Here is a 20,098-nt window from a genome sequence, read left to right on the forward strand (position 1 = left end):
CAGAACGACATGGCTACGATCCGACTTCTCAGCCCGGCGGCGCGCTGGCCGGCGAGGCCGTATTCCTCGACGCGGCGGGCTCGGCCGGCGGCGTGCAGGCCGACCTGTCGCGGCAGGTGCCCAACGGGCGCGGCGGTACGACCGCCTGCCTGCCGCCGACCACCACCACCGCCAGTGGCGTCGCGGGCCACACCATCAACTACAACGTCGCCCGCATGGTCGAGTCCGCGCTGCAGAGCCAGGGTGCCAAGGTCGTGCTCGGTCGCGCCGACGACGCCTCGTTCGCGGGCTGCGTCGACTCCCGGGCGGCGGCCGCCAACGCGTCGAAGGCCGACGTGGCCGTCACCGTCGACACCGTCGCGCAGGACGCGTCGAGTCACGGCTTCCTGCTCGAGACCCCCGCCGCCGGCGTGACGGACCCCGCGGTGACCGCCGCGCAGTCCGGCGCGGGCCAGAAGGCCGCCGAGATCGTCCGTAACGCGGAGGCCGCGGCCGGCTTCACCCCGGGGACATACCTGGGCGGGACCAACGGCATCGCCCAGACGCAGAGCGCCGTCCCGTCGCTGGTGTCGATCCCGCAGGTGTACATCGACCTCGGCAACCTGAACAACGCCGACGATGCCGCCGCGCTCGGGACCAAGGCCGGCCAGACCAAGTACGCGGTCGCCCTGACCAACGGCCTGATCCAGTACCTCACGGGCAAGGTCACGCCGGCGGGTGCGGTCGCCAAGCCGATCAAGCAGGATCCGATCGTGCCGACGGTCCCGCAGATCACGATCCCGACGCCGGGCACCACCGGCACGGGCACGGGTGTCTCCTTGCCGACCGCCACCGTTCCGACGGTGACCCCGGTGCAGTCCCCGATCGTCCCGTCGGTCGCGGGCGTCACCGGCCAGACCACCTCGCCGATCGTGGCCGGCGTGCCGATGCTGGGCGGTGGCTCGAGCGGTGGCGTCCAGCAGGTGGTGCAGCAGGTCACGCAGCCCGCGCCCTCGGTCGATATCCCGGGGCTCGGCTCGTTGCAGATGCCGCAGATGCCGACGTTCGTGTCGGGTGGCCAGCTGACCTCGATGATCCAGCAGATGGCGCCGCAGGCGCAGCAGTTCGTGACCAGCACCGCCGGCCAGCAGCTGATCGAGAAGATGTTCACCGACCCGCAGGCGTTCAACTCGCTGGCGGCCTCGCAGGGACCCGGCGTGGCGCAACAGGTGATCAAGGCGGTGCTCGGCGCCAGCTCGCTCCTCCCCGGTCTGTCCTCCTAGGGGCCCGACGGCCCGGCCGACGCAGCGATGCCGGCCGGCCCGGGTCGCGACCCGATAGGCGGGTGGCAGGGTCTGGCAAGCTGGGCGGTATGGCACTGCCCACGTTCGCCCGACTCGTCCACATGGCACCGCCGGTGAGGGACCTGGAGGGGAAGAAGGTCCTCGTCACCGGCGCGGCCAGCGGCATCGGCCGCGCCACCGCCAAACTGCTCGCGGCCCACGGCGCCGAGCTCGTCCTCACCGATATCGACGAGGTCGGGCTCGGCGCCGTCGTCGATTTCGTGGCCGCCCAGGGCGGCACCGTGCTCGCCCACCGCGCGTTCGACATCTCCGACTACGAGGCGGTCAGCGCCTTCGGTGCCGACGTGCACGAGGCGCTCGGCTCACTCGACGTGGTGATGAACATCGCCGGCATCTCCGTGTGGGGCACCGTTGAGAACCTCACCCACGAGCAGTGGCGCAAGACGGTCGACGTCAACCTCATGGGGCCGATCGGTGTGATCGAGACCTTCGTCCCGCCGATGATCGCCGCCGGGCGCGGTGGCCACCTGGTCAATGTCTCGTCCGCGGCGGGACTCTTGGCGCTGCCGTGGCACTCGGCGTACGCGGCGGCGAAGTTCGGCCTGGTGGGCGTGTCCGAGGTGCTGCGCTACGACCTGCGACGGCACGACATCGGCGTATCCGTGGTGTGCCCGGGCGGCGTCGAGACCAACCTGGTCAATACCGTCGAGATCAACGGCGTCGACCGCGCGAATCCGAAGGTCCGGCGCGGCATCGACGGATTCCCGAAGGTGTCGCCCGAGAAGGTGGCGCAGTGCATCGTCGACGGCGTGCGCCACAACCGGTTCCTGGTGTTCACGTCGGCCGACACCCGGTTCGGGTACTTCGTCAAGCGCAAGTTCGCGCTGCCCTACGAGATCGCGATGCGGGTCGCCAACGACAGGTTCACCTACCTCGCCCGCATCTCGGAGGGGAACTCGGGCCGGGGGTGACGGTGCCGTGCGGCCCCGTCGTCAGGGCAGGCGCAGCGCCCGGTGGACGAGGTCGGTCCATCCGTCTGCGAGGCGGTCGAAGCTCACGCCCACGTCGCGCAGCTGGTGTGTGGTCCACAGCGGGCTCATCGCCGACATGAGGATGCCGGTCCAGACGTCGAGGTCACCGTCGAACCCGGCCTCGGCGAGCAGTGAGCGCACCAGCGTCGCCGACACCCGCCACGCGGGGACGGCGAACGGGTCCCGGGTCGCCTGCTCGGCGCCGACCAGGACGTCTCCGTGCCGGGCCACCAGTCGCAGGCGCGCGTGCCCGTACGCGACCAGGCGATCGCGCGGTGGTCCCCCGGGGCCCAGCGGCGGGGGACCGAACATGAACGTCCGCTGCACCTCGGTCTCGCTGCGGTCCAGGAGCGCCTGCAGCAGCCCCGCGCGCGAGCCGAACCGACGGAACACGGTGCCCTTGCCGACGCCGGCCGCGGAGGCGACCTCGTCCATGCTCACCGCGTCGACCCCACGCTCGGCGATGAGCCGTTCGGCGGCGGCCAGCAGCAGCTCGCGGTTGCGTACCGCGTCGCGGCGCTCGCTGGAGCCGGGCCCGGCCAGGGGCACGATCGGCGGTGAGGGCATTTCGCCACGATACCGTGCGTGGTGACGGAGTCGGCGCCGCGCCCGGAATACATTCGGACCACGGTCCGTTAGCTTTGACGAAGTAGGCCGTGCAGACGCACGGCGTGTCCGCAGAAGTGTCGAGGAGTTTCAAGTCATGGCTGAATCCAAGAAGGTTCTGGCGATCGTCGGTTCGCTGCGCAAGGGGTCGCTGAACCGCGAGCTGGCCGTCGCCGCTCAGGCCGCCGCCCCCGCGGGCGTCGAGGTCGCGATCGCCGAGGGGATCGCCGACGTGCCGTTCTACAACGAGGACATCGACGGTGCGGAGGCGCCCGCCGCCGCCGTCGCGTTGCGCGAGCAGATCGCCTCCGCCGACGCGCTGCTGTTCGTCGCGCCCCCGAACAACGGCACGATCAGCGCCGTGCAGAAGAACGTCATCGACTGGGCGTCGCGCCCCTACGGTGAGAGCTCGCTGACGGGCAAGCCCAGCGCCATCGTCGGCATCGGCCACCGTCTCGACACCACCTTCGGTGACGCCGAGCGCGCCATCACGATCGCCGGTGGCGTCGTGCCGCAGGGCGCGGTCGCCGAGTTCACCGTCGCGTCGCTCGAGGGCAAATCGCCCCGTGAGCACGCGGCCGTCGCCGACGGGCTGCGCAGCGTCATCGGCAACGTCCTGGCCGCCGAGCCGGCGCAGGCCTGACCGACACGCACGAGACGTCCACAGGCCGGTGGCGCCCGGGTATCCGGGTGTCGCCGGCCTGCGGCGTCCGCAGGCTGTCCGGGGCTACATCGTTACGTCGGCTATCGGCGTGTCGTCGTGCTCGGCGTGTCCTGGGGATTCACGATGCAGAACGGTGTTACCGACGCGAAATTCCATCGATGTTGTTCGCAAGTGCTTGTGTCGCTAGGCGGGGGCGGACACCAGGTGTAGTGTTTCGGGCACCGCAGGGGTGCGTCGCCGGAGACGGTGCGCATGCTGTGTGGTGGCGGATCGGGCTGGCGGAATTCACGCAGGTGAACTACTGGGCCGACGCGCAGAACATGTCGTACCCCCGGTTCATACTGAGGTCAGCACCTTCGAGAGGGTGCGGCCGCCCAGACGTCAGATATGCGAAGGAGCCCTCAGTGAGCGAGTCCGTCGAGATCACCGTCTACACCAAGCCCGCGTGCGTGCAGTGCAACGCGACGTACAAGGCGCTGGACAAGGTCGGTGTCAGCTACCGCGTGGTCGACATCACCGAGGAGCCCGACGCGCGTGACTACGTCATGGCGCTCGGCTACCTCCAGGCCCCCGTCGTCGTGGTCGGCGAGGCCCACTGGTCGGGCTTCCGGCCCGATCGCATCAAGGCGCTCGCGGCCGTGGCCGCTACCGCTTGAGTCCAGCGTTCGACGTGTCCACCCCGCTCGTCGTCTACTTCTCGTCGGTGTCCGAGAACACGCACCGATTCGTGACGAAGCTGGGCCTGCGCTCCCTGCGCATCCCGGTGGCGCGGACGGACGCCCCCGTCACCGTCGACGAGCCCTACGTGCTGATCACCCCGACGTACGGTGGAGGCAGACAGGCCACCGCCGTGTCGGGTGGGGGATACGTCCCCAAGCAGGTCATCCGATTCCTGAACGACACCCACAACCGCTCGCTGATCCAGGGCGTGATCGCGGCCGGGAACACGAACTTCGGGGAAGAGTTCTGCTACGCGGGCGATGTGATCTCGCGCAAGTGCCACGTCCCCTACCTCTATCGATTCGAGTTGATGGGCACCGCCGACGACGTCGCCCGCGTCCGCACCGGACTCGCCGATCTCTGTGCCCGGGACGGCTACGCCGCCCGCACCTGACCTCTCGATACGAAACCGACACGAAGGATGCACCGGCCGATGACCGCCACCTCCGAAGAACTCGCACCATCGGCCAGCCGCTCCGGCGTGCACGCGACACCGTCGGGCCACGACGAGCTGGACTTCCACGCGCTCAACGCGATGCTCAACCTGTACGACCGGGACGGGCGCATCCAGTTCGACAAGGACCGGGAGGCGGCGCGGCAGTACTTCCTGCAGCACGTGAACCAGAACACCGTGTTCTTCCACAACCTCGACGAGAAGCTCGACTACCTCATCGAGGAGAACTACTACGAGCCCGAGGTGCTCGGGAAGTACAGCCGCGACTTCCTGCGCCGGCTGTTCGACGGTGCCTACGCGAAGAAGTTCCGCTTCCCCACCTTCCTGGGTGCGTTCAAGTACTACACCTCGTACACGCTCAAGACCTTCGACGGGAAGCGGTACCTCGAGCGCTTCGAGGACCGCGTCTGCATGGTGGCGCTCACGCTGGCCGACGGTGACGAAATCCTCGCCACCCGCCTCGTCGAGGAGATCCTCGACGGCCGCTTCCAGCCGGCCACCCCGACGTTCCTCAATTCGGGCAAGAAGCAACGCGGCGAGCCGGTCAGTTGTTTCCTCCTGCGAATCGAAGACAACATGGAGTCGATCGGGCGGTCGATCAACTCCGCGTTGCAGCTGTCCAAGCGCGGCGGCGGCGTGGCGCTGCTGCTCAGTAACATCCGCGAGCACGGGGCGCCGATCAAGAAGATCGAGAACCAGAGCTCGGGCGTCATCCCGATCATGAAGCTGCTCGAGGACTCGTTCAGCTATGCGAATCAGTTGGGTGCGCGGCAGGGGGCCGGCGCGGTGTACCTGCACGCGCACCACCCGGACATCTACCGCTTCCTCGACACCAAGCGCGAGAACGCGGATGAGAAGATCCGCATCAAGACCCTCAGCCTCGGCGTCGTCATCCCGGACATCACGTTCGAGCTGGCCAAGCGCAACGACGACATGTACCTGTTCTCGCCCTACGACGTGGAGCGCATCTACGGCGTGCCGTTCGCCGACGTGAACGTCACCGAGAAGTACCACGAGATGGTCGAGGACAAGCGCATCCGCAAGACCAAGATCAAGGCGCGCGAGTTCTTCCAGACCCTCGCCGAGCTGCAGTTCGAGTCGGGCTACCCGTACATCATGTTCGAGGACACGGTGAACCGGGCCAACCCGGTGCAGGGCAAGATCACGCACTCCAACCTGTGCTCCGAGATCCTGCAGGTGTCGACACCGTCGACCTACAACGACGACCTCTCGTATTCGCATGTCGGACGGGACATCTCCTGCAACCTGGGCTCGCTGAACATCGCCAAGACGATGGACAGCCCCGACTTCGGCGCCACCATCGAGACCGCGATCCGCGGCCTCACCGCGGTGTCCGATCAGACGTCCATCACCTCGGTGCCGTCGATCGAGCACGGCAACGACCTCTCGCACGCCATCGGCCTGGGTCAGATGAACCTGCACGGCTACCTCGCCCGCGAGCGGGTCTTCTACGGGTCCGACGAGGGTATCGACTTCACGAACATCTACTTCTACACGGTGTTGTTCCACGCGTTGCGCGCGTCGAACGCCATCGCGCGGGAACGCGGCACCGCGTTCGGCGGGTTCGAGAACAGCAAGTACGCGTCGGGCGAGTTCTTCGACAAGTACACCGACGCCGAGTGGAAGCCGGCCACCGAGAAGGTGGCGGCGCTGTTCGCGGACGCCGGGATCCACGTCCCCACGACCGGTGACTGGCGCGCGCTGAAGGCGGACGTGCAGCAGTACGGCATCTACAACCAGAACCTGCAGGCCGTGCCGCCCACCGGTTCGATCAGCTACATCAACCACTCCACCAGCTCGATCCACCCGGTCGCGGCCAAGATCGAGATCCGCAAGGAGGGCAAGATCGGCCGGGTCTACTACCCGGCGCCGTACATGGACAACGACAATCTGGAGTACTACCAGGACGCGTATGAGATCGGCTACGAGAAGATCATCGACACTTACGCCGCGGCCACGCAGCACGTGGACCAGGGCCTGTCGCTGACGCTGTTCTTCAAGGACACCACCACCACCCGCGACGTCAACCGCGCCCAGATCTACGCCTGGCGCAAGGGGATCAAGACGCTCTACTACATCCGCCTGCGGCAGATGGCGCTGGAGGGCACGGAGGTCGAGGGCTGCGTGTCCTGCATGTTGTAAGCATGTTCTAGACGATGCGCTGGCCAGGGGAAACATCCTCTGGCCAGTGTTTTGTTACGGGGGTCGCGTAGCAACTCTTGTGCCCGATGAGCAGGAATGGGCACCGATGGTGGCGCGTACGTGGCACGGGAGTTGGCACATGGCACGCGGGAGGGCGCGGGCATGGCACGACAGTTCGGGAACCGCATCGGCCTGGCTCGCCGACGTCCAGTCCGACATCGAGCGGAACAGATGGAAGAGTCCCGAGCAGGCGGCGGCGGAGTAGGCGGAGGCCGACGCCGCTCGCGCCCAGGTCCTCACCGTCTCTTAGCTGGCAGAGGTCTGGATGGAGACGATCCCCAGCGACAACCACCGCGTGATCTCCGCGTCCAGGGTGCGCCGCTTCATCAACCCGGAGCTCGGCGACATCCCGATCGACGAACTCACCCGTGAGCGCTGCGACCAGTGGTACCGGGACATGGAGAACCATCTCTGCCCCGGCGCCCCGACGCAGCGGGTCCGCACCTACGCGGTGCTGCACGCCATGCTGAAGCCCGCGGTGCACATGAACCTGATCGACGTGTCCCCGCTGCGGATCACGGGGTTGCTCATCGACCGTCCGGCTCGCGAGCCGCAGACCGCCACTCCTGCGGAGGTGGACGAACTCGCGGCCGCGATGCCCACGTACCTCGCCGTGGCTGTCCAGCTGGCGGCGTGGTACGTGGGCTGCGCGCCGGCGAGATCCTCGGCCTGCAGCTCGATGACGTGACCGTGGACCGAGCGACCGGACCGCGTCGCCGCTCGCTCCGGTCGTCCGTCTGCAGCTGCGCCGACACGTGGTCGGAGGACGGGGCGGTGCCCCGATGATCGAGCCCGATACGAAGGCGAGCGACGGGAAGGCGGAGTCCGGGGTGGTTCCGCCGCACTTGCACACCGCGCTGTGGCGGCATATGGAACGGCAAGGGCGGCAGTGGAACCGTGGTGGCTCTTCCCGACTACGCGCACTGTCGACATGCCCTGTGGGTACGTCACGCTCGACCGCCGGTTCCATCTGGGTGCGTGCGACCTCGAACACCTGACGCTGCACGACCTCCGCAGGACCGGGAACACGATCGCCGCGGTCGTGGGTGCGACGCTCGGCGAGATGAAGCAGCTCCTTCGCCACAGGACCTCCGAAGCCGCAGAGCGTTACATCGTTGCCGCCCGCGGAGCGGACGCCGCCCTCGCCCGACGTATCAGCGAACCGGCCGTCAACCCGCTGCGTTCATCGGGCCGGGGGACGCCCGTCGATGAGCGAGTAGCGGTACTCGACGCAGCGGTGATCGCCACCGCGATCGAGTCGTCACCGACCTGACCGAGCGCGTACGGGTGTCGGGCGAGCCGCGCTGAGCGCGTACCTTGCGGACCGCCTTGCCGAGGCATCAGCGGAGGCGTCTTCGAATTCAGAACCTCGAGAAAGAATGGCATCACTTGCCAGAGTCCACACACGCACCGCGCGTCTTCATGTCCTACTCGCACGACGACGAAGCGCACCCGATCACTGCTGGAGGCAGGCGGATTCAGACCGCGACTACACCGTGGATAGTGACGAGCCCCTTATCGGCGAGCGCTTCGCTGGGCGCGGACTTCATCAGCCGGCTGCGCAGGGTCGCCCTGCACGGCAGCACCAGTGAATCGCCCCAAGATGGGTGGTGTTCGTCGTCGAGCTCCTCACTTGTCCGCGGACACGAGGGCGCGGACAGCCGGGTGCAGACGTGCGATCCTCTCGAAGATGCCCGCCGCGCCGCGGGTGCTCAGGAGCGCTCCGGCGAGCCAGCTCGGCGCGTACACCGAAGACGCGCGGCGGGCGATGCCCTCGACGATCGCCCTCCCTGCGTCGCCCACTGGGGCCGGTCGTCCGATCGGGCCGGGCATCGCGGCCCAGACGTCCGCTACGTGCGCGATGGCGGTCGTGGCCATCGGGGTGTCGATGACACCGAAGTACGCGATACCGACGTCCACGCCCGCCGTCGCCAGTTCCAGACGCAGGCTCCGCGCGAACCCGTCGACGGCGTGTTTGCTCGCCACGTACGAGGCGATCGTCGGCACCGGGATCAGGCCGGCGACCGACGACACGCACAGGACGTATCCGTGCGACTCCGTGAGGTGGGGCAACGCCGCGTGGACGGTGTGGAAGACGCCGACGACGTTGACGTCGAGCAGCCGTCGGAACTGCGCCGAGGTCGTCTCCGCGACGGTAGCCGACGGATCCATCACACCCGCATTGGCGACCACCACGTCTAGGCGGCCGAAGTGGCGCTGGCGGCGTTGATCGCATCCGTGACCTGGGCGTCGTCGGTCACGTCGGCGACGAACGCGGCGGCGCCCGCCCCGAGTTCTCGGGCCAGATCTTCGATCGTTTCCGCGACACGGTCGAGCAGTGCCACCTCGGCGCCTCGGGCGACGAGCCGTCGCGCGACGTCGGCGCCGATCCCTTGACCGGCTCCGGTGATGGCCACGACCTTGCCCGTCAACCTGTCGACCATTGACGATCCCCCTCGTGCGCTTCGACCCGTCCGGCTTGGAGAAGTCAACGACTTGGAGTGTTGCGTGCACGGCAGGTGATGTCAAGTCATCGACTTGGTGGCCGTCGTGGTGTGGCACGCTGTCGGTATGGCAGACACTGTCCGCGCAGATGCAGGGACCCGCGGGGCAGCGCGGAATCCGACAGCGTCGCGCGCAGCGGTTCTCGAGGCGGCCATCGCGATCCTGCAGGAATGCGGCTACGCCGGCACGTCCGTCCGTGCGGTCGCACGACGTGCCGGCGTGAGCCAAGGGGCGCTGCAGCACCACTTCCCGACCAAGGCGGCGTTGGTTGAGGCTGCGCTCCTCAAGTTGGCGGCCGAACTGGTCGAGCAGGCTCTGGAACGCTCCGCCACTCTGCCCGACAGTGTGCTCGAGCGTTGCGAACGGGTGCTCGACATGCTGTGGGAGGTCCACAACCTACCTATCGCCCACGTCGTGACCGAGTTGATCGTCGCCGCGCGAACCGACCCCGCGCTGAGTCGAGGTGTCACGGCCGCGACCGAGTATGCGCACGCGCTGACGGTCGGAATCGCCGCGCAGGTGCTCCCCGAGTTGGCCGCTCGCGCAGACTTCGCCGATTGGATCCTCACCTGCGTCGCCACCATGCGCGGCCTTGTCGTCATGGCCTCGTTGGAGATCGAACCGGAGCATTCCGTCCACTGGTCGCGGGCTCGTGCACTCCTCGTCGCGGCGATCTCGGATTGAAGGATGAGGGGGCGTGCAGGGCCGCGGCGTGCTCGCGACCGCCCCATACGCGCGGACGACGGTCTCCGCCGGGCCGTCGCACGGAGCGACCCGCGGCATCCTCTATTTCAGGAGCGGAGCAGGGTTCGGTCGCCCTCGAACGCGGCCTCGAGGATGCGGGCGATGAGTGCCAGGTCGACCGGCAGCGGAGCAATGTTCGTGAGGCGGCGGGATTCGAGGGTGAGTTCCGCGATCTGCGGCAGGTCGGAGGCTTGGATCCCGATCTCGGAGAGCTTCCTCGGAAGTCCGATCCGCTCACCGATCTCCGCAACGCGGTTGATCGCCTCGGCGCCGTCCGCTCCGACACCGAGGGCTTCGCCGATCTCGGCGAGGCGGTCCGGAACCACGGGAGCACAGACCTCCATCACGTACGGCAGCATCATGCCCGTCCCCAGACCGTGCGGGGTGTGGGTGAGTGCTCCGAGCGGGTACTGGATCGCGTGCGAGAGGTGGACTCCGGTGCTGCCGAAGGCCATTCCGGCAAGCAGGCTTCCGCGAGCCATCGCCGTGCGCGCCTCGATATCGCCGGGGCGGGCGACTGCGGTCTCGAGTGCGGGCCCGATGAGTCGGGCCGCCTCGAGCGACAGCGGGTCACTGAGGCGGTTCTGCCCGACCGAGACCGGCATCGTCTCCGCCAGGTTCACGTCGAGGCTCCTCGCGGTATACGACTCGACGGCGTGGACGAGTGCGTCGATACCCGAGTAGGCCGTCACCTTGGGGGGCGCCCCGATCGTCAACTCGGGGTCGACGATCGCCACGCTGGGGATGAGGTGAGGGCTGGATACGCCGATCTTCAGCGCCTTGTTCGAGTCTGCGACCACGGCGACCGGAGTGGCCTCCGAACCGGTACCAGCGGTCGTGGGAACGGCGATCAGCGGCACCACCGGTCCCGGTACACGGTTCTCGCCGTAGTACTCGAGCAACGTCCCGCCGTGCGCGGCGAGCAATGCGATCAGCTTCGCGGCGTCCAGCGCGCTTCCGCCGCCCCACCCGACGATGACGTCGGGACCGAACTTCTTCGCCGAGTCGGCCGCCGAGTGGAGCGTCTCGACCGGGAGCTCGGGCTCGATGCCGGACTGAATCTCGACCCCGACTCCCACATCTCGAAGCCTGCTCACCGCATCCTCGAATTCGGCCGTGGTCGCGAGGAACGGGTCGACGACGATCAACGCGCGGTCGCCGTACGACGTCACCGCCAGAGTGAGGGTGTGCCGTGCGAGCACTCCGAAATCGATGGTCCGCGGCAGACGAAGTACGCCGAGTTGCGACATGGATTCTCCTGTACAGGTTTCTCCGATTGGTGAGGTCGTCGCGGGGCCCGCGGTCCGGTAGGACGCCGCGGGCGAGGCGACCAGCGTGCACGCTACCGGGGTGCCCGGTATGTGGGGTCCATATCGTTGGTGCAATATATATTATGCTGTTTATATATCGTGCCGTGTCGGGTCGGGGAACTCGACTGGATGTCTCCGCACTCCGGGGTCCCTGATCCCGCGTCGCGAACAGGTCCGCCGTGGCTTGTCGGCCGGCGCCGCGGCCGCGCTGAGAAAGACCTGCGACGCTGCGCCTTCACCCGTCCCGGGTCGCGGATTCCCGTAGCCTGACCGGCATGACTTCCCGACCGCCCACTGCTGTCGTTCGAGCCCTACTCTGCGCGGCCGCGGCGAGCGCGTTGGTCGGCACCGTCGCCCCCTCCGCCGCGGCGGCACCGCCCGGCTACTCCGGCTATCACGCGGTCGACCCGAAGCCGTTCCAGACGTACAGCACCTACGGCGGTGCGGGCGTCCAGTTCACCTCTCCGAGCGGTCTGCTCTGTCGGATCGTGGTGATCTCCCGAGGCGAGTTCGCCTACGCGCAGTGCTTCGGTGCACTGGCCGGGGTCGGCCGCGCCGACCTGGCATCGATCAACACCGGCGGAGCGGCCGGGTTCTCCACCTCGTCGCGGTCGTCGTTCTTGACCGCGCAGAATGTCGGCGACAACGGGGTGACCACCGAACCGATCAGCGCATCCGGCTTCCCTGCGCTGCGGGCGGGCAGCAGCCTCACCTACACCGACGACATCTGGTCGGGCACCTGCGCTGTCGACGCCGCCAGAACCCGCTGCACCGTCACCGCCGTCACCTCGTCGGGCACCACGGTCAAGAGCTTCACCCTGGGGCCCACCGCCAGCACCACGTCGTGAGCGGACGGGCCGGCTGCCGAACGCGAGCACCGGGCGGAACGTGGAAGCCACGCGGTGACCGAAGCCGCGTAGACCCGTCGATCGTCGTGCTCACGTCGATGGTTCGGGCTGGCTCTCCATGTGGTTCCCAGGCAGATCCGGGAGCGGCTCCTGGAATTCGCGTCCTCAGCCGTCTGACGATGTGAACGTGAAGCTGCCTGTGGGTGACGATTCGGCGTGCCGTCCGGCGGTTCGCCACGCGGAGTGGGCGGCGCACGCTATGAATCAAGGATGAGCAACCAGCATGTGAACCTGACCCAGCAGGAGAACTCGTTGATCGACGAGACCGATCCGCACGTCCTCGAGCGCCTGGACGAGAAGTCGCTGCGGGATCTACAGAGTCGGCTCAGGAGAGCGCGGGAGAAGAACTTCAGCCTGCTGCGGCGTCAGGGTGCGGCACGCGTGGAAGCCGAGGGTGCTCGCGGCGCCGCCCAGCCGGCCAACGAACGACGTGGCGAGAAGGTGGAGGTCTTCGACGAGGCGCTGGCTCGGGTGAACCAGCGCCTGGAGCTCATCGGCGACGCCGAGTAGCGCAGGGCGCCGAACTGAGACACCGCGGTGTGCCGGCTGATGGCGTCGTCGACCACTGATCGGGTAGAAGTCGCTACCGGCCGCACGCCCGGCCCGTACCGCTCGACCATGCCGACGAGCCACTCGACGCCCACCGGGTTCGCGCTGTGCACGTACGATCGGGGGCCAGGCCCCGGTCTCGCACAGCCACACCGCTCGTCAGCACCTCCGGTGCGTCACGCGAAGACCTTCCGGAGCTCGCGCTTGAGGATCTTCCCCGCCCCGGACATCGGTAGGCCGTCGACGATCGCGAGGCTGCGGGGCACCTTGTAACCGGCGATCTCCCGCTTGCTGTGCTCACGCAGTTCCTCGAGCGTCAGCGTCGCGCCGGGGGCGAGGATCACGACGGCGTGGACGCGCTCACCCCACTGTTCGTCCGGGACGCCGATCACCGCGCACTGGGCGACCGCGGGGTGTTTGGCGATGACGTTCTCCACCTCGATGGAGTAGACGTTCTCGCCACCCGAGATGATCATGTCCTTGATTCGGTCGGCGACGAAGACGTAGCCGTCGGAGTCCATGGTGCCGCCGTCGCCGGTGTGCATCCATCCGTCGCGGATCGCGGCGGCGGTCTCGTTCGGCTTTTTCCAGTAGCCGAGCATGACGTGGTCCCCGGAGACCACGATCTCCCCGAACTCACCGAGCGGGACCTCGTCCCCGTCCGGATCCACGATCTTGACCAGCGCGTGCGGGGCGGCGCGCCCCGCGGATCGGCGCCGGACGGGATGGTCGTGATCCTCGTCGAGCAGCAGGGTGGCGACCGGGGACAGTTCGGTCATGCCGTACGCCTGAATGAATCTCGCCGCAGGGAACGCGTCGCGGGCGCGAGAGAGCAGGGCTTCGGACGCGGGTGATGCGCCGTAGACGATGGTGCGCAGACTCGACAGGTCGAAGTCCGATCTGCGCGGATGGTCGACCGCCATCTGGATCATCGTGGGGACCAGCAGGGCGTCCGTGACGGCGTGGTCGGCGATCGCCCTGAGCGTGGCGATCGGGTTGAACGCGGGAATCATCACGTGAGTGCCGCCGAGCATCAGGTGTGCGATGACGGAGGCGAGGTCGGCGAGGTGGAACATCGGCGCGGCGTGCAGGACCGTCCCGCCGGTGGTCCAGGTGCCGATGGCCGCGCACCCGGTGGCGGACACGAACAGGTTCCGGTGGCTCAGCATCACCCCCTTCGGGAAGCCGGTGGTACCGCCCGTGTAGAAGATCCCCGCCAGGGAGTCGCCGCTGCGGTGCGCGTCGGGCACGGGAGTCGACGTGGCGATGAGCGTCTCGTACGACAGCATTCCGCCGGGGGCGGCGCCGTCCCCGGCGTGGACGATCGACGACAGGTTCGGGCACAGTTCGGACAGCGACGGCACGAGGGCGCTGAATGCGTCGTCGACGACCAGGACTCGGACGTCTGCCTCGACCAGCGAATAGGCGATCTCCTTGATACTCCACCGGGTGTTGACCGGCACGATGACCGCGTCGGCCCATGCGACGGCCAGGATCGTCTGGAGGTAGCCGTCGGAGTTCAGCGCCAGGATGGCGACGCGGTCGCCCGAGGCGACGCCGAGTTCGCGCAGCCCGCCCGCGAGCGCCGCCACCCGGTGGTAGGTGTCGGCGTACGTGACCGTGCGATCACCGCAGACGGTTGCGGTCGCGTGGGGGCTCTGCTGCAGGCAGCGGTGCAGCGATTGCGTGAGATACATGACGGGTCCTCAATGACGATGATGGTGACGGGTTCGGCTCAAAGTGACGGCGCGACAAGGTCTTTCATGACCTCGTTTGATCCGCCGTAGATCTTCTGGACCCGTGCGTCGGCGTACATGCGGGCGATGGGGTATTCGCGCATGTAGCCATAGCCGCCGAACAGTTGGACGCAGCGGTCGATCACCTGGCACTGCTGCTCGGTGAGCCACCACTTGGCCATCGCCGCCGTCGTGGCGTCGAGGTGCCCGCGCAGGTGCCGTTCGATGCACGAGTCGATGAACACCCGCGCCGCGCTCGTGACCGTGTGGCACTCGGCGAGGGTGAACTTGGTGTTCTGGAAATCGAAGATGCTCTGCCCGAATGCATTTCGTGACTTCGTGTACTGCACCGTCTCCGAGACCGCGGCCTCCATCGTCGTGACCGCGGTGACTCCGATGAGCAGGCGCTCCTGAGCCAGCTGGGTCATCAGCTGACCGAAGCCGCGACCCTCGACGCCGCCGAGCAGGTTCGCAACGGGCACCCGCACGTTCTGGAACGACAGCTCGGAGGTGTCGGCGCCGTGCTGACCGACTTTGTCGAGTATCCGGCCCCGGGTGAATCCCGGGCAGTCGGTGGTCTCGACGACGAGCAGCGAGATGCCCTTCGCCCCGCCGGTCGGATCGGTCTTGGCGACCACGACGACCAGGTCCGCCTGGGATCCGTTGGAGATGAACGTCTTCGCGCCGTTGATCACGTAGTGGTCGCCGTCTCGAACGGCTGTGGTCTTGATGTTCTTCAGGTCCGAACCGGCACCGGGCTCGGTCATCGCGACAGCAGCGATCGTGTGCCCGGTGGCCATCCCGGGAAGCCAGCGACGACGCTGGTCCTCGGTTCCGTAGGCGAGGATGTAGTGCGCGACGATGCCGCTGTGGACGGAGTTGCCGAAGCCGGTGTCCAGCGCACGGGCCTGTGCCTCGACGACGGCGAGGTCGTGGGCGAACGTCCCTCCGCCGCCCCCGTACTCCTCGGGGATGGAGCAGCACAGCAGCCCGAGCGCGCCGGCCTTGATCCAGACGTCGCGGTCGACGTAGTGCTGCTGCTCCCATCGCTGTCGGTGCTCGGTGAGCTCCCGCTCGAAGAACCCGTCGGCGAGCTCACCGAGCGCGACGATGTCGGAATCGCGCCAGGGGGAGATGTAGGAGGCGGTGACGGACATGTCTGTTATCCCTCGAATCCGCCGCCGGTGACCACGATCTGGCCGCTGACGTAGTCGGACTCGGGGTAGGTGAGCATCACGACCGAGCCGGCGGCCTCGTCCGGGGTACCCGGGCGACCGAGCGGGATCATCGCCTTCATCGCTGCGAGCAGCTGCGGGTTGATCCCGACCCGGATCTCGCGGCCCTCGATGTCGATGGTCGCGTCACCGTCGGCGGCGACCTCGGTGAGGCGGGTCTCGATGAAGCCGAACGCGACCGCGTTCACGTTGACGTTGTAGCGGCCCCACTCCTTGGCGAGGGTGCGGGTCATGCCGACGATGCCAGCCTTCGCCGACGAGTAGTTGACCTGCCCGGCGTTGCCGTACAGACCGGCGATGGAAGAGATGTTGACCACCTTGCGGTGTACCGGCGTGCCCGCCTCCTTCTCTGCCTTGGCAGCCTTGCTGATCACCGGCTGCGCGGCCCGAAGGATCCGGAACGGCGCCTTGAGGTGGACGTCGAGGATGGCGTCCCACTGGTCGTCGCCCATCTTCTGGATGACGGTGTCCCACGTGTAGCCGGCGTTGTTGATGATGATGTCCAGGCCGCCGAACTCCCCGGTGGCCGTGCCGACGAACCGTTCGCCGAAGTCGGGTGCGGTGACGTTTCCCGCGCACACGACCGCCGTGCCACCGGCGGCGGTGATCTCGTCGACCACGGCCTGCGCGGGGTCGGCGTCGAGGTCGTTGACGACCACGTTGGCGCCTTCACGCGCGAGGGTACGGGCGATGGAGCGGCCGATGCCGCGTCCCGATCCGCTGACGATGGCGGTCTTTCCGTCGAGCTTTCCCATGATGTCTCGGTATTCCTTCGGGGTGGGAGGGGGAGTGGATGATCAGTCGAGTGCGACGACGGCCTCGCCGAGCAGCGTGACCGTGCCGTCGTCGAGCACGACCTCGAGGCCGAGCGTGGCCAGCCGTTCGCCGTTCAGCTCGTCGATCGACGTCACGGTGGCGGTGCAGGTGGGCCGGGCGTGGACCGGGGTGATGGCCGCGAACCGCACCCGATAGGAGCGCAGTCGCTGCTGTGGCACGAGGTCGGTGAGCAGTCGGCCGAGGTAGGCCATCGACAGCATGCCCTGTGCGAAGACGTCGCCCAGGCCGGCGCTTCTGGCGACGTCCAGGTCGATGTGGATCGGGTTGTGATCGCCGGACGCGCCCGCGAACAGGGCGAGGGAGGTGCGGGAGATGGGGGCGATGGCCAGCGGCGGCAGTTCGGCGCCGACCTCGGGGTCGAACGTGGTCACGACGGGTCCTTCCCGGGGCGGTTCTGTACGACGGTGACGCTGCGCATCTCCGCGATGCGGGCGCCGTCCTGGTCGATCACCGTGGTCTCCTTGACGATGAACTCGAGCAGTCCGCCCTTCTTCTCGTAGATGTCGGTGATTCGGCTTGTCGCCGTCAATTCGTCGCCGGCATAACACATCCGGTGATAGTCGAACTGCTGCTCGCCGTGCAGTACCGTGCGCAGGTCGACACCGAGGTCCGCGAGGAAGGCGAACGGGTTCGGCGCTTCGAGCTCGATTCCGAACAGGAACGTCGGCGGCACCGGAAGGTCGCGGTGCCCGGCCCGCTTCGCGGCGTCGACGTCGGTGTACACCGGGTCGAGTTGGCCGGTGGCCTCCGCGAAGTCGCGCAACCGGCTGCGGGTGACGAGCAGTGACACGGGGGCGAACTCGCGCCCGATCGCGGCCCGGTCCAGGCTCATCGCGCGTCCACCTTCTGGTAGAGCGTGACCACGCACGCGCCGCCGAGCCCGAGGTTGTGCTGCAGTGCGAGGTCGACACCGTCGACCTGCCGCGCTCCGGCCTGCCCACGCAATTGCCACACCAGCTCCGCGCACTGTGCGAGGCCGGTCGCGCCGAGGGGGTGTCCCTTCGACAGCAGGCCGCCCGACGGATTCGTGACCACCCGGCCCCCGTAGGTGTTGTCGCCGTCGCGGATGAACTTCTCGGCGGTGCCCGCCGGGGTGAGTGAGAGCGCCTCGTACGTGAGGAACTCGTTCGTGGTGAAGCAGTCGTGCAGTTCGACCACGTGGATGTCCTCGGGGCCGATGCCGGCCGCCTCGTACACATTATTCGCGGCCGCGACGGCCATGTCGTAGCCGATGACCTGGCGCATGTCCCTCGACTCGAAGGTGCTCACGCCGTCGGTGGTCAGGGACTGCGCCCGGATCACCACGTCGGCGTTCAGCCCGTGCCGGCGCGCGAACTCGGGGCTGCAGACCACCGCGGCGGCCGCGCCGCAGGTCGGTGGGCAGCACTGCAGGCGGGTCAGGGGGCCGTAGATGGTCGGGGACGCGAGGACCTCATCGACGGTGACCGGGTCGCGGAACACCGCATTGGGGTTGTTCGCGGCATGCCTGCGGGCCTTCACCGAGATCTCGGCGAAGACGGCCGGGTCGATCCCGAACTCGTCGACGTAGGCCTGACCGGCACCGCCGAAGAACTGCGCCGCCATAGGCGCCATCGGGTCGGTACCCTGCAGCTCGTCCCGGATCGCCTCCTGCCGCGACATGGGGCCGGGACGGTCGGTGAACACCGACCCGAGAGCGCCGGGCACCATCTGCTCGAAGCCGAGCGCGAGGGCGCAGTCGACGGTGCCGCTCGCGACCGCCTGCCGGGCCAGCCACAGCGCCGAGGACCCGGTCGAGCAGTTGTTGTTGACGTTGACGATCGGGATCCCGGTCTGGCCCAGACCGTAGAGTGCCGCCTGCCCGGAAGTTGAGTCGCCGTATACATAGCCGACATAGGCCTGCTGCACGAGGCTGTACGCCAGCCCGGAGTCGGCGAGTGCGGCGCGCGCGGCCGACTCGCCCATCTCCGCGTAGCTGGCGCTCCTGCCGGGTTTTGTGAAGGGGATCATCCCCACGCCGGCTATGTGAACATCGGTGGTCATCGCCATCCTCTCCGTTGGGGTGATGTAAAACACCTTAACGGATATTCACTTCATTGGGAAGGGGGAAGCCGTCGTCGGGTGTTGGGCGGGGCGGTCAGCGCGCGAACAGCACCGCCAGCGCGATCGCGGTGACATCGGCGGGAAAGGATGCGTTCGCGGGCAGGTGCTCGATGCGCGCGAGGGTGTGCACGACGCTCAGTGCCGTGTGCACGAGCACCCGCGTCGGGGTCTCGTCGAGGTTCGGCCGGCAGGCACGGAGCAACGCGACCCACTCGGCGACGTATTCGCGTTGTCGGGCGCGCGCGACGGTCGGCAGGGTCGCCTGCTCGCTCTGCAGGAGAGACGTCAGAACAGTTCGGTTCAAAGCCAATTCGACGTATCCGCGGACCAGATCGGCGAGCGCGGGCTGCGGCTTCTCGTTCTCGCGCAACACCGCGTGCAACAGCAGCCACAGTGCGCTCGTGCCTCGTTCGACGGCGGCCTGGAGGATGTCCGCCTTGCTGTCGAAATAGCTGTACAGGTTGGGGCCCGACACACCGGCGGCGGTACCGATGTCGTCCAGCCCCGTCGCCTCGTACCCGCGCTCACCGAACAGGACGATGGCGTGCCCGAGCAGGCTCTCGCGCATGGAGACCGGCTCGAGTCGCGATGCGGGTCGTGCGGGCAGCGGTGTCGGCGCGTCGAGTTCGACCGCGCACAGCGCTGTGCAGGCAGCGGTCAGGAGTGCGGCGAACTGGGCGTCGGGGATGCGTGACGTGTGCGAGCTCGGGCTCGCGAGAACCGCCTGCACCCCCCACGCGAGCTCCTCGGCCTGTCCGTCTCGCAGGTTCGGCCGGTCGATCTCGATGAGCTCGGCATACCGGCGATTGATCTCTCGCAGGCGGTGGCGCATCGTGTCCTGCAGGTCGTCCGGGAGGTTGCGCGCCTCGCGCCACCACAGCGCGCCCACATCCCGGTGCGTGGCCGCGAGTTCGCAGCTCTCGCCGAGGGCCTCGGCGAGGCGCACGCGTGGGCCGAACTCCGGTGTGACGTCGGCGAATCCATCCTCGATGACCGCTGCCAGCAGCACCGACTTGTTGGCGAAGTGGCGATACAGCGCGCCCGCGGTGATGCCGACCCGGTCGGCGATCTGCGCCATCGACACGTTGCGGTACCCGAGCTCCACGATCAGCGCGCGAGCGGACTCGAGGATCTGCTCCTTGCGGTTCTTCGGCCGACGTCGGACGGTGGCCGGGCTGGTATCCATGGGCGCCTCCCGAGGTATGTGAACG

19 protein-coding genes and 1 pseudogene are annotated in these 20,098 nt (G+C 68.1%); 10 read left to right on the top strand and 10 right to left on the bottom strand.

What is annotated here, in order from left to right:
* Positions 1 to 1,351 precede the first annotated feature (1,351 nt).
* Positions 1,352 to 2,254, top strand: a complete 903-nt coding sequence (locus ABD908_RS03005; RefSeq protein WP_344990641.1) for an SDR family oxidoreductase — start codon at positions 1,352 to 1,354, stop codon at positions 2,252 to 2,254.
* A 21-nt stretch (positions 2,255 to 2,275) separates the two neighbouring features.
* Here the strand turns inward: ABD908_RS03005 and ABD908_RS03010 are convergent, their stop codons facing one another.
* Positions 2,276 to 2,881: a TetR/AcrR family transcriptional regulator gene (locus ABD908_RS03010; RefSeq protein ID WP_344990643.1), complete on the bottom strand. Its 606-nt coding sequence runs from the start codon at positions 2,879 to 2,881 to the stop codon at positions 2,276 to 2,278.
* Positions 2,882 to 3,017: 136 nt separating this feature from the next.
* On the opposite strand from ABD908_RS03010, the gene ABD908_RS03015 reads away from it, so the two are divergent.
* From ABD908_RS03015 to ABD908_RS03040, 6 genes are all read left to right on the top strand, one after another.
* Positions 3,018 to 3,563 (top strand): NADPH-dependent FMN reductase, encoded by a 546-nt coding sequence (locus tag ABD908_RS03015; RefSeq protein WP_344990646.1) that lies wholly within the window; start codon positions 3,018 to 3,020, stop codon positions 3,561 to 3,563.
* A 425-nt stretch (positions 3,564 to 3,988) separates the two neighbouring features.
* Positions 3,989 to 4,240 (top strand): glutaredoxin-like protein NrdH, encoded by a 252-nt coding sequence (nrdH, locus tag ABD908_RS03020; RefSeq protein WP_344990649.1) that lies wholly within the window; start codon positions 3,989 to 3,991, stop codon positions 4,238 to 4,240.
* A complete protein-coding gene (nrdI, locus tag ABD908_RS03025; RefSeq protein ID WP_344990652.1) occupies positions 4,237 to 4,698 on the top strand; it encodes a class Ib ribonucleoside-diphosphate reductase assembly flavoprotein NrdI in 462 nt (153 codons plus the stop codon). Before nrdH ends, nrdI begins: the two co-directional genes overlap by 4 nt.
* Before the next feature lie 39 nt (positions 4,699 to 4,737).
* Positions 4,738 to 6,921, top strand: a complete 2,184-nt coding sequence (nrdE, locus tag ABD908_RS03030) for a class 1b ribonucleoside-diphosphate reductase subunit alpha (protein ID WP_344990655.1) — start codon at positions 4,738 to 4,740, stop codon at positions 6,919 to 6,921.
* Positions 6,922 to 7,246: 325 nt separating this feature from the next.
* Positions 7,247 to 7,669, top strand: a complete 423-nt coding sequence (locus tag ABD908_RS03035; protein ID WP_344990658.1) for a hypothetical protein — start codon at positions 7,247 to 7,249, stop codon at positions 7,667 to 7,669.
* Between the two features lie 243 nt (positions 7,670 to 7,912).
* Positions 7,913 to 8,254 carry a site-specific integrase gene (locus tag ABD908_RS03040; protein WP_344990660.1) on the top strand — a complete coding sequence of 114 codons (342 nt, stop codon included), beginning with the start codon at positions 7,913 to 7,915 and terminating at the stop codon, positions 8,252 to 8,254.
* Positions 8,255 to 8,610: 356 nt separating this feature from the next.
* On the opposite strand, the pseudogene ABD908_RS03045 reads toward ABD908_RS03040, so the two are convergent.
* Positions 8,611 to 9,425: pseudogene (locus ABD908_RS03045) on the bottom strand (SDR family NAD(P)-dependent oxidoreductase).
* A 127-nt stretch (positions 9,426 to 9,552) separates the two neighbouring features.
* On the opposite strand from ABD908_RS03045, the gene ABD908_RS03055 reads away from it, so the two are divergent.
* The gene (locus tag ABD908_RS03055; RefSeq protein ID WP_344990667.1) at positions 9,553 to 10,170 is read left to right on the top strand and encodes a TetR family transcriptional regulator; all 618 of its coding nucleotides are present in this window, start codon (positions 9,553 to 9,555) and stop codon (positions 10,168 to 10,170) included.
* Between the two features lie 107 nt (positions 10,171 to 10,277).
* On the opposite strand, the gene ABD908_RS03060 is transcribed toward ABD908_RS03055, so the two are convergent.
* The gene (locus tag ABD908_RS03060; RefSeq protein ID WP_344990670.1) at positions 10,278 to 11,480 is read right to left on the bottom strand and encodes an iron-containing alcohol dehydrogenase; all 1,203 of its coding nucleotides are present in this window, start codon (positions 11,478 to 11,480) and stop codon (positions 10,278 to 10,280) included.
* Positions 11,481 to 11,815: 335 nt separating this feature from the next.
* Between ABD908_RS03060 and ABD908_RS03065 the strand changes: the two genes are divergently transcribed.
* Together ABD908_RS03065 and ABD908_RS03070 are read left to right on the top strand one after the other, a co-directional pair.
* Complete coding sequence (locus tag ABD908_RS03065; protein WP_344990673.1) at positions 11,816 to 12,388, top strand: hypothetical protein; 573 nt, start codon at positions 11,816 to 11,818, stop codon at positions 12,386 to 12,388.
* A gap of 270 nt (positions 12,389 to 12,658) precedes the next feature.
* The gene (locus tag ABD908_RS03070; RefSeq protein ID WP_344990676.1) at positions 12,659 to 12,958 is read left to right on the top strand and encodes a hypothetical protein; all 300 of its coding nucleotides are present in this window, start codon (positions 12,659 to 12,661) and stop codon (positions 12,956 to 12,958) included.
* A 215-nt stretch (positions 12,959 to 13,173) separates the two neighbouring features.
* On the opposite strand, the gene ABD908_RS03075 is transcribed toward ABD908_RS03070, so the two are convergent.
* The 7 genes from ABD908_RS03075 to ABD908_RS03105 all read right to left on the bottom strand — a co-directional run bounded on the left by ABD908_RS03075 (position 13,174) and on the right by ABD908_RS03105 (position 20,073).
* Positions 13,174 to 14,694, bottom strand: a complete 1,521-nt coding sequence (locus tag ABD908_RS03075) for a long-chain-fatty-acid--CoA ligase (protein ID WP_344990679.1) — start codon at positions 14,692 to 14,694, stop codon at positions 13,174 to 13,176.
* A 38-nt stretch (positions 14,695 to 14,732) separates the two neighbouring features.
* Positions 14,733 to 15,890, bottom strand: coding sequence for an acyl-CoA dehydrogenase family protein (locus ABD908_RS03080; RefSeq protein WP_344990681.1), 1,158 nt, complete (start codon positions 15,888 to 15,890; stop codon positions 14,733 to 14,735).
* A 5-nt stretch (positions 15,891 to 15,895) separates the two neighbouring features.
* On the bottom strand, positions 15,896 to 16,723 hold the full coding sequence (locus ABD908_RS03085) for an SDR family NAD(P)-dependent oxidoreductase (protein ID WP_344990684.1): 828 nt from the start codon (positions 16,721 to 16,723) through the stop codon (positions 15,896 to 15,898).
* Between the two features lie 42 nt (positions 16,724 to 16,765).
* Positions 16,766 to 17,176, bottom strand: a complete 411-nt coding sequence (locus tag ABD908_RS03090) for a MaoC/PaaZ C-terminal domain-containing protein (RefSeq protein WP_344990687.1) — start codon at positions 17,174 to 17,176, stop codon at positions 16,766 to 16,768.
* Positions 17,173 to 17,637: a MaoC family dehydratase N-terminal domain-containing protein gene (locus tag ABD908_RS03095; RefSeq protein WP_344990690.1), complete on the bottom strand. Its 465-nt coding sequence runs from the start codon at positions 17,635 to 17,637 to the stop codon at positions 17,173 to 17,175. The genes ABD908_RS03090 and ABD908_RS03095 overlap by 4 nt, the downstream gene beginning before the upstream one ends.
* Positions 17,634 to 18,827, bottom strand: a complete 1,194-nt coding sequence (locus tag ABD908_RS03100; RefSeq protein ID WP_344990693.1) for a lipid-transfer protein — start codon at positions 18,825 to 18,827, stop codon at positions 17,634 to 17,636. The genes ABD908_RS03095 and ABD908_RS03100 overlap by 4 nt, the downstream gene beginning before the upstream one ends.
* 94 nt (positions 18,828 to 18,921) lie before the next feature.
* Positions 18,922 to 20,073, bottom strand: a complete 1,152-nt coding sequence (locus ABD908_RS03105) for a TetR/AcrR family transcriptional regulator (RefSeq protein WP_344990696.1) — start codon at positions 20,071 to 20,073, stop codon at positions 18,922 to 18,924.
* Between the last annotated feature and the right edge of the window lie 25 nt (positions 20,074 to 20,098).

Source organism: Tsukamurella soli (assembly GCF_039541155.1).
Taxonomy (GTDB): domain Bacteria; phylum Actinomycetota; class Actinomycetes; order Mycobacteriales; family Mycobacteriaceae; genus Tsukamurella; species Tsukamurella soli.

Excerpts from the sequence above, each read along its gene's own strand:
- ABD908_RS03005 (WP_344990641.1), top strand. The coding sequence starts at position 1,352 with ATGGCACTGCCCACGTTCGCCCGACTCGTCCACATGGCACCGCCGGTG.
- ABD908_RS03010 (WP_344990643.1), bottom strand. The coding sequence starts at position 2,881 with ATGCCCTCACCGCCGATCGTGCCCCTGGCCGGGCCCGGCTCCAGCGAG.
- ABD908_RS03015 (WP_344990646.1), top strand. The coding sequence starts at position 3,018 with ATGGCTGAATCCAAGAAGGTTCTGGCGATCGTCGGTTCGCTGCGCAAG.
- nrdE (WP_344990655.1), top strand. The coding sequence starts at position 4,738 with ATGACCGCCACCTCCGAAGAACTCGCACCATCGGCCAGCCGCTCCGGC.
- ABD908_RS03035 (WP_344990658.1), top strand. The coding sequence starts at position 7,247 with ATGGAGACGATCCCCAGCGACAACCACCGCGTGATCTCCGCGTCCAGG.
- ABD908_RS03040 (WP_344990660.1), top strand. The coding sequence starts at position 7,913 with ATGCCCTGTGGGTACGTCACGCTCGACCGCCGGTTCCATCTGGGTGCG.
- ABD908_RS03055 (WP_344990667.1), top strand. The coding sequence starts at position 9,553 with ATGGCAGACACTGTCCGCGCAGATGCAGGGACCCGCGGGGCAGCGCGG.
- ABD908_RS03060 (WP_344990670.1), bottom strand. The coding sequence starts at position 11,480 with ATGTCGCAACTCGGCGTACTTCGTCTGCCGCGGACCATCGATTTCGGA.
- ABD908_RS03065 (WP_344990673.1), top strand. The coding sequence starts at position 11,816 with ATGACTTCCCGACCGCCCACTGCTGTCGTTCGAGCCCTACTCTGCGCG.
- ABD908_RS03070 (WP_344990676.1), top strand. The coding sequence starts at position 12,659 with ATGAGCAACCAGCATGTGAACCTGACCCAGCAGGAGAACTCGTTGATC.
- ABD908_RS03075 (WP_344990679.1), bottom strand. The coding sequence starts at position 14,694 with ATGTATCTCACGCAATCGCTGCACCGCTGCCTGCAGCAGAGCCCCCAC.
- ABD908_RS03080 (WP_344990681.1), bottom strand. The coding sequence starts at position 15,890 with ATGTCCGTCACCGCCTCCTACATCTCCCCCTGGCGCGATTCCGACATC.
- ABD908_RS03085 (WP_344990684.1), bottom strand. The coding sequence starts at position 16,723 with ATGGGAAAGCTCGACGGAAAGACCGCCATCGTCAGCGGATCGGGACGC.
- ABD908_RS03095 (WP_344990690.1), bottom strand. The coding sequence starts at position 17,637 with ATGAGCCTGGACCGGGCCGCGATCGGGCGCGAGTTCGCCCCCGTGTCA.
- ABD908_RS03100 (WP_344990693.1), bottom strand. The coding sequence starts at position 18,827 with ATGACCACCGATGTTCACATAGCCGGCGTGGGGATGATCCCCTTCACA.
- ABD908_RS03105 (WP_344990696.1), bottom strand. The coding sequence starts at position 20,073 with ATGGATACCAGCCCGGCCACCGTCCGACGTCGGCCGAAGAACCGCAAG.